This is a genomic window from Candidatus Marinimicrobia bacterium CG08_land_8_20_14_0_20_45_22, assembly GCA_002774355.1.
GTDB lineage: Bacteria > Fidelibacterota > UBA2242 > UBA2242 > UBA2242 > 0-14-0-20-45-22.
This window is the reverse complement of sequence record PEYN01000123.1, coordinates 1-14,712: the sequence shown is the minus strand read 5'-3', so window position 1 is coordinate 14,712 and position 14,712 is coordinate 1. Positions and strand designations below refer to the sequence as shown.

General features: G+C 44.4%; 14 protein-coding genes and 1 pseudogene. All 15 read left to right on the top strand.

The window, feature by feature from the left end:
- Window position 1 precedes the first annotated feature (1 nt).
- Complete coding sequence (locus COT43_07125; protein PIS28145.1) at window positions 2-1,222, top strand: hypothetical protein; 1,221 nt, start codon at window positions 2-4, stop codon at window positions 1,220-1,222.
- A gap of 11 nt (window positions 1,223-1,233) precedes the next feature.
- A complete protein-coding gene (locus COT43_07120) occupies window positions 1,234-2,565 on the top strand; it encodes a hypothetical protein (GenBank protein PIS28144.1) in 1,332 nt (443 codons plus the stop codon).
- Between the two features lie 15 nt (window positions 2,566-2,580).
- Complete coding sequence (locus COT43_07115; GenBank protein PIS28143.1) at window positions 2,581-3,000, top strand: hypothetical protein; 420 nt, start codon at window positions 2,581-2,583, stop codon at window positions 2,998-3,000.
- Between the two features lie 56 nt (window positions 3,001-3,056).
- Window positions 3,057-4,385, top strand: a complete 1,329-nt coding sequence (locus COT43_07110; GenBank protein ID PIS28142.1) for a serine protease — start codon at window positions 3,057-3,059, stop codon at window positions 4,383-4,385.
- A 27-nt stretch (window positions 4,386-4,412) separates the two neighbouring features.
- On the top strand, window positions 4,413-5,180 hold the full coding sequence (locus COT43_07105; GenBank protein ID PIS28141.1) for a hypothetical protein: 768 nt from the start codon (window positions 4,413-4,415) through the stop codon (window positions 5,178-5,180).
- A 289-nt stretch (window positions 5,181-5,469) separates the two neighbouring features.
- Window positions 5,470-6,828 (top strand): hypothetical protein, encoded by a 1,359-nt coding sequence (locus tag COT43_07100; GenBank protein PIS28140.1) that lies wholly within the window; start codon window positions 5,470-5,472, stop codon window positions 6,826-6,828.
- A gap of 15 nt (window positions 6,829-6,843) precedes the next feature.
- Window positions 6,844-7,044 (top strand): hypothetical protein, encoded by a 201-nt coding sequence (locus COT43_07095; protein ID PIS28139.1) that lies wholly within the window; start codon window positions 6,844-6,846, stop codon window positions 7,042-7,044.
- A 405-nt stretch (window positions 7,045-7,449) separates the two neighbouring features.
- Complete coding sequence (locus COT43_07090) at window positions 7,450-8,805, top strand: pyridine nucleotide-disulfide oxidoreductase (protein ID PIS28138.1); 1,356 nt, start codon at window positions 7,450-7,452, stop codon at window positions 8,803-8,805.
- Window positions 8,753-9,217, top strand: coding sequence for a hypothetical protein (locus COT43_07085; GenBank protein ID PIS28137.1), 465 nt, complete (start codon window positions 8,753-8,755; stop codon window positions 9,215-9,217). Before COT43_07090 ends, COT43_07085 begins: the two co-directional genes overlap by 53 nt.
- Window positions 9,218-9,509: 292 nt before the next feature.
- Window positions 9,510-9,905 carry a hypothetical protein gene (locus COT43_07080; protein ID PIS28136.1) on the top strand — a complete coding sequence of 132 codons (396 nt, stop codon included), beginning with the start codon at window positions 9,510-9,512 and terminating at the stop codon, window positions 9,903-9,905.
- Between the two features lie 79 nt (window positions 9,906-9,984).
- Window positions 9,985-12,408 (top strand): TonB-dependent receptor, encoded by a 2,424-nt coding sequence (locus tag COT43_07075; protein PIS28135.1) that lies wholly within the window; start codon window positions 9,985-9,987, stop codon window positions 12,406-12,408.
- 260 nt (window positions 12,409-12,668) lie between these two features.
- Window positions 12,669-12,848 (top strand): annotated as a pseudogene (locus tag COT43_07070) (hypothetical protein).
- Window positions 12,849-13,085: 237 nt separating this feature from the next.
- Entirely contained in the window at window positions 13,086-13,454 is a 369-nt protein-coding gene (locus tag COT43_07065) for a hypothetical protein (protein ID PIS28134.1), read from the top strand.
- 33 nt (window positions 13,455-13,487) lie between these two features.
- Window positions 13,488-13,862: a transposase gene (locus COT43_07060; GenBank protein PIS28133.1), complete on the top strand. Its 375-nt coding sequence runs from the start codon at window positions 13,488-13,490 to the stop codon at window positions 13,860-13,862.
- 125 nt (window positions 13,863-13,987) lie between these two features.
- A complete protein-coding gene (locus tag COT43_07055; GenBank protein ID PIS28132.1) occupies window positions 13,988-14,686 on the top strand; it encodes a hypothetical protein in 699 nt (232 codons plus the stop codon).
- Window positions 14,687-14,712: the final 26 nt, after the last annotated feature.

Below are 14,712 nucleotides of genomic sequence, written 5' to 3'. Positions count from 1 at the left end.
AATGGAACCTTTTAGCAAGTTCGTTTGTCAAACAAATGAGAGTTACTTGAATTCGATGAAACAGATGGGTAAATTTGGGCCGATGAAAGAGAGGCTAAAAATGAAACGCAACCTATTGATTTTTGGGGCAACGTTGACCGGCGTTTTCTTCCTTTCCGGTTGCTATACGAAATTTGCGGAACCGATTGTCCGTCAGGAAATCTACGAACAGGCGGAATCCGATACCGTTATTCTGGATGATCAGTCCTTTGAAAATTACAGTTTTGATACGTCAAATTTGAACGATTACAATACAGGTTACCGAGACGCTTACCAGGATTTTCTGCGCACAAACCTTTGGTATGGTTACAGCGCGAATCCACGGATGTATTTTTCTTATCGCTACGGGTATTATCCGAACAATTCCTATTCCTTAGGTTATTACGATCCGTGGAGCTATGATCCGTTTTACGATTGGGATTACTATCGGTATTATTCCTATTACGGCGGTTACTACAGTGGATATTACAATCCTTACTATGGTTGGTACGGTGGCGGCTATCGCGGCCATTACAATCACTGGTATTACTACAGTGGCGGAAGTGGAGAAACGGTTGCCAAAGGACCGGATCAGATAAAGGCCCAATGGCATGCTAAAGAAACTCCTGTTAGTGGCAGTCGGGCTTCCAGTAACGCAAATAGTTCCGATTTTCAGAACACGATTTCCTATATGCCGTCATCTTTCCAAGCCAGCAGTACAACTTCTGCTTCCAATACTAAGACGGCCACGACTATAACCGGTTCCAGTTCGCAAAAAGCACATTCGACATCAAAAAATCCAGCGGACAAAACCACGACTGGAGAATCCATTGTTGGATTCCAAACAACTCTGACGCCGGCTACGGCGCCTCATACCACTATTATCCGAAAAAATACAGGCTCCCCAACTAGTTCGAAAGCCACATATACAAATAAATCCGGTTCGTCCCATGCTACTACTAGTAAGCGCTCCACTTCGAACTCAAAATCTTCGAGTTCCAATAGCTCGTCGTCAAATCCTTCGAGCAGTTCCAGCAGTTCGAACAGTTCGAGTGGTTCCAGTAACTCGAGTAGTTCTAGTACTTCCAGCAGTTCGTCATCCAATTCGAACAGTTCATCTTCCAACTCCGGAAGTAGTTCTTCATCGAGCCCTTCTTCTTCACCTAAAGCTCATAGCAGTTCTTCTAAAAGCAATCATAAATAGGAAGTCGTAATATGTCATCTTTTCGTAAGGTTATTCCCGCCTTAGCGGTTATTTTCTTTCTGATTCATTCAAACGGCTTTGCCCAGCAATTTGATGAGGTAATGAGCAGTGAAGCGCTTCGTCCTTTCTGGAGTGTTTACGGCTTTGGCGCCTCCGCGTTTACTCTACTGAATAATTCACAACTAGCGACGGATATCTCGTCAACGCAATATAATCCTGCTTTTCTGACCAACATCAAACGTCCGAAAGCCAGTATAACCGGCAAGAGTTTTTCTGTCAAACAATTATCTACTTTGGCTGATGTCGGAAAGGAATATTCCGCTTCATCGAGTGAATCCTACATTGACTACATTGGATTTGCTTATCCGTTGCCGGTTTATCAGGGAAGTTTTGTTTTGTCCGCCAGCTATACTCCAGCGGCATATTATTACTCGTCAGCCACCAGCAAGGGAATCACGGGAACCACATTTTACGATGAAGATGATAATCCGTTTATTGTGGATACTGATCTGGAGTATAATGTCCGGGAAACTGGCTCAATTGATGTTGTCAGAGTAGCCGGAGCAACGGAATTTATGAAAAATGTAAACATGGGCATGTCGCTGAATTTTTATAGTGGTGAACGGAACTATCAGGCGACCGAAACCAGTACGGATGTCCATAACTTAATTGGTGACAGTTCCATCGTTTACAATCAGAATATCAAACCCAGTTATTCCGGCGTCAACGCGGATTTCGGTCTGTGTTTCCAATCGGACAACTATAAACTTGGACTGCGCATATCGGCTCCACTGAATCTGTCCATTCGCGAGGTCAGAGAAAGGACGCAAGAATATACAGACGACGAGGATACATTAACTACTTACCTTGACACCTATGATTTCAAGTATAAATCCCGTTATCCGCTGGAAATCGGGAGTAACTTTGCGATCAAGATCGCCAAAATTACATTAGGCATGGACATTGTTTTTCATAATTGGCAGAAGATCGAAGTTGATCTTCTGGAAGATGAGACCGCCATCAACCGCGACCTCTACTGGAATCTGCGTAACACAACGGATATCAGCGCCTCGATTGCCATTCCTTTCGGCAATTCGCTGTCGACGCGCTTTGCTTACCGCAGGGTACAGTCACCTTATGCCGATCTTAAAGACAGCGACGAAGAATATTATCATGTCATCGGCGCAAACGTTGAAACCATTCTGAACAGATCTCTTATTATCGGTTGCTCATATCAGCGCGGTTTCGGCAATCTGTCCAATTACTATCCGTACTTCGAGACGACAACCAAGCAGAAATATACCGAAGACCGTCTGGCATTATCGCTGGCGGTTTTATTCTAAATCGCCTTGGGATCGATGCGAATACACGGCTGGTTACTGCTGTTTTGTTTCCTTGCATTGACGCAGTATTCAGTCGGGGCTGAAACGCCGCGCATTTTTCATGCTTCGCCGGACTCGCTTCAAAATGCTCGAGCGGATTCGGTAGAATGTATTCTGCAAAGCGGCGATCTGCAAATTCGAAAAGTGAGCATTTTCATCCGCAACGACCGGTGGGAGATGTTTAGAGAGCGACCGATGGAATATCGAAGCGGGCGTTATGTTTACGACATCGATCCAGAAACGGCTACGGGACAATATCTACTCTACTTCATCCTCGTCGAGTTCGGCGATTATTCGGTCGTCGCCAGTCCGGCAGAATCGCCGGAAAAGCAACCGCATCGCGTGCCGCTGGTTTCCCATGTGAAAAAGATGAATAATCCAGCCGAAAGTCGTTAAATTGATTGTAGAATTACGTAAGTTCTGATGTTCATTATCAATTTAGGAATCTGAGAATGGTCAAGAAAATCCCAATCCTTATACTGAGTTTGGCGATGGCAGTGATGGCAACGCAGGCCATTTCAGCCGCCGAAGTGCGCGTTCTGGAACTCGATGGCATCATCAACCCGGTCGCCGCATCCTACATTCACGATAATATCTTACAGGCAGAAGAAGATAACGCTGAATGTATGATCATCCAAATGGATACGCCCGGCGGATTGATGACTTCCATGCGCGACATCATCAAGGACATCCTGAACTCCAAAGTTCCCGTTGTTGTTTATGTTTTTCCGCGCGGCGCGCAAGCCGCATCGGCGGGCGTGTTCATCACGGCATCGGCGCATTTTGCGGCGATGGCGCCCGGTACGAACATCGGCGCGGCGCATCCGGTCACGATGGGCGGAGGCGGATTTGGCGGAGAGAAGCCTGATTCAGCCGGAACGGAAACGATGATGGAAAAAGTGACCAATGACGCGGTTGCTTTTATCCGAAGCATCGCTGAACAACGCGGGCGGAACGCCGACTGGCTGGAGCAATCCGTCCGGAAAAGCGTATCGATTACCGAAACCGAAGCGGTTAAGAAACATGTCGTAGATCTCGTTGCCAAAGATAGGGATGAATTGCTGGAATGGTTAGACGGGAAAACCGTCAAACTCGCCGCTGGTAAAAAGACGATTCACACGAAAGATGCTACAATCGTCGTTCGACCACTTGGCATCGCGCGGAAAATTCTGGACATCATCAGCGACCCGACCGTCGCTTATCTGCTGTTGATGCTTGGCTTCTACGGCATTTATTTTGAATTTGCGAATCCGGGCGCGATCTTTCCCGGCGTGCTGGGTGGGATTTTTCTGATTCTCGCCTTTTTCTCGTTTCAGATTCTGCCGATCAATTATGCCGGACTGGCGTTAATTGTCGTTGGCATTGTTTTATTCATCTTAGAAGTAAAGATCGTCAGTTTCGGACTTTTGACGATCGGAGGAATAATTTCTATGCTGTTAGGTTCCATGATGTTGATTGATGTGACCAATGCGCCGAAGGCGCTGTTTTCCATTTCACTGTCTGTGATTATTCCCATTGTACTTTTCTCAGCGGCGTTTTTCATCGTCGCGCTGATGTTGACGGTTAAAACACACCAGCAGAAACCGACGACGGGGAAAGAAGGTTTGCTCGAAGAAACTGGCATTGCCCTGACCGATGTTTTTCGGAGCGGAATGGTTGCCGTGCATGGCGAATACTGGCAGGCGATTTCGGACGAACCGATCGAAAAAGGAAGCCGCATTGTCGTTCGGACGGTTGACCGGATGACGTTGAAAGTCGAAAAAATATTGATTGAGTCGTAAGTTGATAACATAAAAAAGGAGTGCAACATGTCCATTTCCACCATTACCATTGTCGTTTTAATCGTGCTGTTTCTTTCCAGCGCGATCCGCGTTCTCAAGGAATATGAACGCGGCGTCATCTTTCGTCTGGGTCGTCTGGTCGGCGCCAAAGGCCCCGGAATTTTCCTGATCATCCCCGGCATTGATAAGATGATCAAAGTTAGTCTGCGAACCGTTGTGCATGATGTGCCGGCGCAGGACATTATAACGAAGGATAATGTATCAGTCAAAGTCAATGCCGTCGTCTATTTCCGTGTCATCGACCCCAATAAAGCCATCGTGGAGGTTGAAGATTATCTGTACGCCACGTCGCAATTGAGCCAAACAACGCTCAGAAGCGTTCTCGGTCAGCAGGAACTTGACGATCTGCTTTCCGGCCGGGATAAGATCAATGCCGAACTGCAGACGATTCTCGACATACACACCGATCCGTGGGGCATCAAAGTGTCGCAGGTCGAGATCAAACATGTCGACCTGCCGCAGGAAATGCAGAGAGCCATGGCCAAGCAGGCAGAAGCCGAACGCGAGCGCCGCGCCAAAATCATCAATGCCGAAGGCGAATTTCAAGCATCTGCGCGCTTGCTGGAAGCTGGTGACATACTGAATAAGCAACCCGTCACCATTCAACTGCGTTTCCTCCAGACGTTACGGGAGATCGCTACGGAAAATAATTCGACCATCATCTTCCCGGTGCCGATCGATCTGTTTACGCCATTCATTAAGTTGATGGAGAACAAGGTAATCGAACAGAAGTAAGTCATCAGTTGTCAGTTCCCGCGCCGATGGCGGGGTTTGTCATTTAGACATTAGTTTGACAGGTCGATTGGGCCTGTCCGCCTCTGGCGGATTGATTCGGTTGGATTACGTAGATTAGAGACGACTGAAATCTGAAAGTGTCAATGCCAGATGAAATGCTTCTTCACTCTGAATCCTACCATCGTTGATAACGCGTGTTCTGTGGTTAATCTTGATTGAGTTTCTCCGCCCATGACGGATAAAACAGTTGTTGATGGAATTTTCTGCGACCTGAACCCAGCCACTAGCAGTGGCGGCGTGCTCCGCGGTTAATTTTGATAAAGTCGGGCGGAATTTGGGATGGGAAATGGATCGGGAGAGAATCTATACATTTGATATCGTCAAAGGCATCGCTATCCTGTTTTTGATTCCGATGCATTCTCTGATTTATCAGATCGGAAAGAACGATCCGTCGCTTTTCGATCCATTGATGTCTGCGATTCCAGAAGAGGTCATTTTCCTTCTCGCCCCAGTGATCGTTTTATCGTTATGGGGACCGATATTTACCCTGATTACCGGCGCAAATATCGCTTACGGTTTTCTGCGTGTGTATCGGCGGGACCCGAATCAAAGTTCTGCTTACATTCTTAGAAGGGTTTTATCCGCCGTCTTGCTGATATTGATCAGTCGGTTAACCGTGTTCATTTTCTCAGGTGGCATGTTCGAGAATGGAACTTTTAGCCTTTTCAACTTCAAGATTCGCTACTATGCCGACACGCTGGATTCCATCGCTTTGACAGGTATTATCGTGCCGGCATTCATTTTATTCATCATCAATAAAATGAAATCGAGAAAGTCTGCCGATCCGGATTCGAATGTCGTAAAACCTCGGCATATTTATGTTGGACTGGCAATCATCACGTTGATCTGGTTTGTGTTTACTCCGATCGTGCATGCCGTAAAGCCCCATGTCTTCGACGAACTGACCAGACGCAACTGGAAACTGCCGCTGATGGTGTTTGGTAAAATGACAATGGGACGCTTCCGTTTTTTCCCAATCCTCGGGTTTGGATATGTTGGCGCTATTATTGGCTCTGCCATTCAGTGCAACGAAAAATTTCACAAGATTCGCCAAACCGCCGTGTTGTTCTTTGGCGTCACACTCGTTTTCTTTCTCATGTGGGTTTTTGTCGCTGATAATCCGTTCGAAAATATCATGTCGGACAACATTCCAATCATAATCCAGATAATGAACCTCGGAGCGATGACCTTTGCGACGATCCTGATGCTGGGATACTATGACTATTGCCGACCTGAGCGGCGGCTTCGCCGGATCGAGAAGACTTTAACCATCCGGCGCTTCAGTATTGTTTCTCTGACAATTTATATCACTGAATCTATTTTGGCGCACGGCGTTTATTTGTTTTTCGAGCAATTCTGGAAAGCCGCTGTTTCATACGTTAATCAGATTCCTCTACTGATATGGGATGCGACGCAGATTTTCGTTTTTATGGCAGTCGTTTTCCTAATCTGGATCATTATCGTGCGATTGTGGGAAAAGGTTGACTTCATATTTTCATTAGAGTGGATCACGATCAAAGTCATGGCGCTGTTTTCAGGCAATAAAAAAGCGCGCATCGATTCGCATAAGATTCTGTACGGCGGATAGGAAGTTCCGGGTTTCGTGTTCTGTGAAACCAGTTTTTGTGTCGTCATACTGGTTTTGGATTATAATCCGGTGGTCAAACCCAGAACTCGGAACCTTGGACCCGAAATAGAAATGCCCAATGACTATTGCGTCCAACACAAAACCTGTTCGCCGCAGGCGGAGTTCGCTGTTTCTTATTATTTATCTAACAATCCTATTCAAGAGATTATCCATTAGTGTCCAATAAAAATTTGGCGCTGTTGCCAATGCGTGGTAAATTTACACAGATGTTTGAGATAAAATTAGCGATGAGCGCCCAAATGCAGAAGCGGATTAAACATATCATTTTAGAGATGCCGGAAATATTTTTCATCCTGTCCACAAAAGGCATTAAGGCGCGGATATGAGTTTTGAAAATTAGAGACTAGATATTTGAGTAGTTACTACGAGAAATATTTCAGCGAGCGGCAACGGAACGCAGGGGGAAATGAAAACCTTGATTTTATCATGTTGCCGAGAAGTCCGAATGGCTATAGGACGGCTTATGAGATGTTTTCGGATTTTTACCGGTTATATTTGCTCACTCGTCCCGAAGTTTCAGGATGAGTTAAATGTTAAATCATTGTATTGAAAGGGAAAGAAATGGAAAAGTATGATGTAATTGTGGTCGGTGGCAGTGCCGCCGGATTGACAGCCGCACAAACGGCTCGTCGTCATTATCCGGACAAGCAAGTTTTGGTAATTCGCAAAGAGGAAAAAGTTTTGATCCCCTGTGGTATTCCTTACATTTTTGGATCGCTGGAAAGTCCTCTTGATGACCTGATTCCTGATGGGGTTTATGAGAAAATGAAAATTGATCTCCGGATCGAACGGGTGATTGACGTCGACCGAAAGGAAAAGATTATCAAGACGGATAAGGGATCATTTGGTTATGATAAATTGATTATTGGAACGGGTAGTTACCCGGCAATGCCTCCGACCCCAGGACACGACAAAGATGGCGTATATGCGATTATCAAGGAAATTCCATACCTGACAGAGATGCAAAAAAGGTTAAAATCAGCAAAAAATGTCGTGGTCATTGGCGGCGGTTTCATTGGAATCGAGATCAGCGACGAGATCAAGAAGTCCGGCGTTGAAAATGTCAGTGTCGTTGAGATCGAAGAGCACTGTCTTTCCCAGTCCTATGATGATGATTTTTGCGTGGAAATGGAAGAGCAACTCCGGTCTCGCGGCATTGTAATCTATACCGGATCAAAGATTGTTTCCATTGATGGCGGCGAGCAAGTGGAGAGTGTAACGCTTGCAGATGGGAAAAAGATTGTTGCGGATATTGTCATTTTGGGAATCGGAGCGGTCGCCAATGCCGATCTGGCGAAGAAAATCGGTCTGCGTATCGGATTGACCGGCGGAATCGTTGTGGATCGCGCCATGCGAACCAGCGATGCCAATATTTTTGCTTGCGGCGATTGTGCCGAGAAAGTTTCCTTTTTTGGTGGTAACTCTTCGGCGTTGAGATTAGCATCTATTGCGACGCTGGAAGCTCGGGTCGCCGGCGCCAATGTATTTGGCATTAAACGTGAAACGCCCGGTACTATCGGTGTTTGGGGAACCGCTGTAGGTAACTTGGCTCTCGGAACGGCAGGATTGACCGAAAAAATGGCGAAGGCTCACGGTTACAAGGTTATCAGCGCCGTGAACGAAAGCATCAATCGTCACCCCGGCAAACTCTCGGGTGCGGCGAATGTCAAGATCAAACTGGTATTTGGAGCCAATTCCGGTATTCTCTTAGGCGGTCAGGTGCGAGGTGATGCCAGTGTCGGCGAGATTATGAATGCGATTTCCGCATGTGTTCAGAATCGGATGACCGCCGAGCAGATCGCTATGTTTCAATCGGGAACTCATCCCATGATTACCGCCTCTCCGATTGCTTACGGGATTGTCAATGCGGCGGAAGCGGCTATCAGTAAAATGGTTGAGGCAAAGGATAGGAGTTAGCATGAGCCGTTTATTATTTGTTGATGACGATGTCGATTTTCTGGAAGTGATGACCATGTTTTTTGAAAAGCATGGCTACAAAGTAGAAACGGCACAGACGCCCGAGGCGGGTTTTCGGAAAGTCCAGTCAGAACCTTTCGATTTAGTGGTGTTGGATGTTATGATGCCCTCGGCGTTTGAAGGCTTTCAACTCGCTAAAAATATCCGAGAGAATCTGAAACTGACCGATTTACCGATTATCATTTTGAGTTGTATCCACGAACGTAAACAGGTTCCTTATCGATTCGCGCCGGATAGAGATTATTTGCCGGTGGATATTTTCTTAGATAAACCTGTTAAACCGGATAGTTTGTTAGAGAAAATCGAAAAATTATTGGGAGAAAATCGGGAAAAACCCGCACAAGATCTCTGATTCGGTCGCTTCTAACGTGTGAGTATCGGAGTGAAAATCCGATAAGTACAATAGAATGCAAAGATCAATAAAAATAGCAGTTCTTCTTAACGGTAAATTAAAGAGAAGAGGTTATTTTCAATATCATTAAGCGGTTATCTTCTTACAATGTTTTGTGCGTAAATATATCTTTGATTCTGACATATATTTTTTTTACATTCCCCCGCGTAATGTTGAGATGTGAATGATTATTTCTCGAAGTAAAACTAAGACCTTAATTGCAGTATTTACATTACTGGCGTTCGTATGGATAATGTTCACATTCTCTTACTACACCCATTTCCATATTGATGAAAGCGGAAAAATTATTGTTCATGCGCATCCTTATCAAAAATGCAAAAACGATAATGCTTTCCCGATTTATAGTCATTCAAAAAGCGAGTATATCAATCTTGCTTTTATTTACAATATTCTCTCGTCGTTTGTATTTAGGGTGTTTTTAGTTGCTTTCTTACTATATCACAGCCTAGATTTAAAAACAAATACCTCGCCTCAGTGGCATCCCGCCCGGATATTCCGCAATGATATTCTTAAACGTGGTCCGCCTTCTCTGCTCCAATTTGTCCAATTTATTTTAAGTAGAAAACATTCAAATCCATTTGGATTCAATCAGTCGCGGGATTTATATCCTGTGAAAAGTGGAGCGTAAACTTGGAAACAGTGTTTTGATACTATCTTGTGATTAAAATACGAAGGAGCCAATTGTTAAAGGAGAAAAGGAAATCATCATGAAAAAGATTTTATTTTTACTATTTATTTTTTGTTTGAATATAAGTGTCATGGGAGCTGAAAAAACAGATGCGATGCTTTTTGGAGATGTAAAGTCAAAATCGACCGGTGAGCATATACCTTTTACCAATGTCATGGTTAAAGGAACGAATCTGGGAACCGCGGCGGACGCAAGCGGACATTTCAAGCTGGTAAATCTTCCGTTGGGAAAATGTACTATCGTTGCGCAGGCAATCGGTTACAAGTCGCAGGAAAAAGAGGTGATTATGGAAAGAAAGAAGGCTGTCATTCTTTTCTTCGAACTGGATGAAGATGTTCTGGAATTTGAACGGGTGGTAGTCACCGGGACGCGGACAAAACATTATATCAAGGATGTTCCCGTACGAACGGAAGTTATCACTGTGCACGAAATAGAGAATAAAAATGCCGTCAATCTTTACGAGGCACTGGAAGGCACTCCCGGAATTCGCGTCGAACAGCAATGCCAGTATTGCAATTTCACGATGGTAAGGGTGCAGGGACTTGGCGCCGAACATACTCAGGTATTAATTAACGGGCAACCAATGTATTCGGGATTAGCCGGGGTTTACGGTCTCCAGCAGTTGAGTACAGCCGATGTGGACAGAATTGAAATCGTTAAGGGCGCCGGCTCGGCGTTATATGGAAGCAGTGCCATTGCCGGGGCGATTAACATCGTTACCAAAGAGCCTTCATTTATTCCATCTGCAACGACTGGCGTCCAGTTCGGGAAATACAATACGAACCAATACGATCTTTCGTCATCTATAAGGAACGAAAAAGGGAATATCGGTCTTACTGCATTTGCTCAACGTGTAACGGGAGATGCGGTTGATGAAACCGGTCCAGGCGCTACTAGCGAAGAGGTAAAAAATAAGGATGGCATATCCGACCGGGTTGCCAGCAACTTGACCAATGCCGGTTTTAGTTTGTTTGTTAATGACGCATTTTTCAACAGCGATAAGCTGGTAATCAGAGGGAAATCGGTTTTTGAGAAAAGACAAGGAGGAACGATGACCGACGATTATTACAAAAATCCGCTTACCGACGGCACCGAAAGTATCACCACAGAACGCTATGAAGCCGAGATGAATTACACCAAACCCATCGGTTCTAGTTCAGAGCTGAATTTCTCACTAGCTTACGTAAACCATAATCGGGAAGCCACGAATGACTCTTACCTAAGTGATTACATGGCAACTCATGGCGACAGCGTACCTGATTTACGGGGTATGCGGCCTTATCTCGCCCAAGAAAAATCCTATACTTCCACGCTTACATTTTTAAAACACATAAAAAAGCACAATGTTCTCGTTGGCGTTCAGGGTTATTACGACGATCTTGGAGAGTCGGGGATGTATGTTGTTGTTAATCCCGAAAGCGAGTATCTTGGGCAATCTTATAGATCTGTAGGCAATAAATCAGCCCGCGAATTCGGTTCATTTTTACAGGACGAATGGGCTATTAGCAATCTTTTCACCATTGTCCCCGGTATCAGAATCGACAATCATCATTCCAGTGAAGAATATACTACCGGTAGACAGGTGTCTGAAACCACGGCGTTTCCGAAAACTAGTTTTAGCGAGACGAGCCTAAATCCCCGTTTAGCGATTAAGTACGCTCTCACAGAAAAGTTTACTTTAAGAGCCAATGTGGGAACCGGCTTTCGCGCGCCTTATGGGTTTTCGGAAGATTTGCATCTTTGCAGTGGTTCGCCGCGTATCTGGAAATCTTCCGACTTGAATCCTGAAACGTCGGTGAGTTATAATCTTTCAGCTGATTATTATGGGGCAAATGTGCGGATCAGCTCCAACATTTTCCGTACCAATTTGAAAAATAAAATCGGTTTTACTGATGCCGAAGAAGACATCGCCGCATTGGGCTACGACTATCAATGGAAAAACATTGACAATGCTTTTGTTCAGGGGGTTGAATTATCGGTGATGGCAAATATCACCAAGAAACTTGATATTGGTCTTGATTTTACATTCAATCAGGGTGAATATGACCATGCTCGTAAAGATTGGATCGGTAGTCAATACGAGAGTGTTAGTAAATATATCCCACGCTTTCCTATGACGACAGGTAACCTGAAGATTGAGTATAGTCCGAAAGATTGGAATTTTGTATTTTTGGGAGATTATCAGGGCAACATGTATATCGATTACTACAATGAGGACATAGAACCGCTTGTCGGAAGTCAGTCAAAAATCAAGAAGACCGATCCGTATATGTTGTTTAATGCCCATGTTTCCAAACGGTTTAGCCAATTCAAATTATACGCCGGTGTAGATAATATTTTTAATTATGTACAGGATGAGAGACATTTAGATGACGCCGCATTTATGTATGCGCCCATGTACGGAACTACGTATTATGGTGGTCTTTCTATTGATATTAAATAGGGTATCATTCAGATAATTTAAGATTTAAGATTGGAGATTTGAGATTGTACCTACCAATGGCGGACAAGCCCGAAACCTGATAACGGAGACAGGAAACAGGTTACAGACAACAGGCAACGGGTTACAGGAGACAGGCAACGGGTTACAGGCAACAGGCAACGGGTTACAGGCAACGGGTTACAGGAGACAGGCAACGGGTTACAGGCAACGGGTTACAGGCAACGGGTTACAGGCAACGGGTTACAGGAAGCGGGTTACAGGCAACGGGTTTACAGGCAACGGGTTACAGGAAACAGGTTACAGGCAACGGGTTACAGGAAACGGGTTACAGGAAACAGGTTACAGGCAACGGGTTACAGGCAACGGGTTACAGGCAACGGGTTACAGGCAACGGGTTACAGGAGACAGGCAACGGGTTACAGGCAACAGGGTTACAGTAAACAACCTTATTCCAATATCCGATGACGAGATCGTGAGGCGTAAGTCGTAATTTTAGGGCAGACAAGGAAACCCAGAATCCGCCAAGTCTATTTCTTGTATATATTGAAGCATTAATTTATATTCTAATTGTGTGTGTTCATAAAAGATTACGTACGTTTTGCAGAGCCGGGAGAAGTAAGAATTACCTTGGCGTTATACGCAATGGCAGTTTCAAAACACTTGGAGGCTAATTCATAATGACATTGCATAGCATACTAAAATCAAAAGTTGCTGAATGGAGAAAATCTAATTATAGCTCAGATTATCCTGTTATTTCTGAGATTTTCAACTACAATCTAAATTCTGAAACTCAGACCTTATCTTACTTACGAAAGGCACAATTTGAAGCCCTTGAAACTTACTGGTATCTAAGACTTATTGAGAAAACTCCGCATATTTTTGATTTATATAAAGAATTGCTTCAACCAAGAGAGCTGTTAAATTCCTTGGGTATAAATCTTACTCCAGAAGACCTAACGGATATTCTTCTAAACGGTGGTGGAATAGATTCAATATTTGTAAAAATAAAGAATGATGACGAGTTTGTAAGAAATGTCTCGTCCTGAAATAGGTTGACAAAAGAAGAGGAGAAAAAAGCAATGTCAACCAGGACAAGTTTTCGTTACAGTAATGCATTTAAGCAGAAAGTGATAGGAGAGATTGAATCTGGAGTACTGAGTATTGCAGAAGCCAGTAGAATTTACGAGATTAGTCTGGGTGGAATCTATAACTGGATAAAAGACTTTGGAAAAGATCATTTAATAGGGAAAGTCGTGATGGTACAGAAGCGAGATGAAGTGGACAAGATCAAGAAGTTAGAGGCAGAGAAGCGCCAGTTAGAGGCGGCCTTAGCGAAGTCGAATCTGGACAAATTCTGTCTGGAATGCTTGATTGAAGCCGCCGAAGAGACCTATGGAATATCCTTTAAAAAAAACTCTGGTACTCAGGAATTGAAAAAGGTCGTAAAAGAGTGAAGCGTCGGGATCAGCAATGCAGTACGAATCAATTGTGCCAATGGTTTGGAATTAGTCGTCAGGGCTATTATGGGCATAAGCGCTTAACGGAGTGTCGAAAACAGGCAGAAGCACCTGTTCTTGAGATGGTTCGTCAAATACGTTATCAGCAACCGCGGATTGGCGTTCGGAAGTTGCATTATATGCTAGGCGAGATGGGTATTCATGTAGGTAGAGATCGTTTGTTTGAGACACTACGGGAACACCAAATGTTAGTCCAAAGACGTAAACGATATACCCGGACGACTGACTCACGTCATCCGTTCCGATATTATCCGAATCTGATCAAAGATATTCGGATTGAACGTCCTGGACAGGTCTATGTGTCGGATATAACTTATATTCATACACTGGAAGGATTCCAGTATTTAGCGCTTATTACGGACTATTATTCGCGGAAGATAATGGGATATGATCTGAGCAACAGTTTATCGATTGACGGCAGTCTGCGGGCTTTGAAGATGGCTTTACGCCAAACCAAAGAGCCGTCCGAATTGATCCACCATTCGGATCGGGGTATCCAGTATTGTTGCAAAGACTATATAAAAATACTGCAAAAGAATAAAATCAGAATCAGTATGACCGAGCAGGACCATGTCTATGAGAATGCTTTAGCGGAAAGGGTCAATGGAATCTTGAAAGATGAATTTTGTTTAGGTGAGACTCTGCAATCGAAAGAGATTGCTAGGACATTGGTCAAAGAATCAGTGAAAATATACAATCAAAACCGGCCGCACATGGCGCTGGGTTACCGCACCCCGGAGAGTGTTTATGTGGCCTATTAACCTGTCAACTATTTTAGGACAAGACA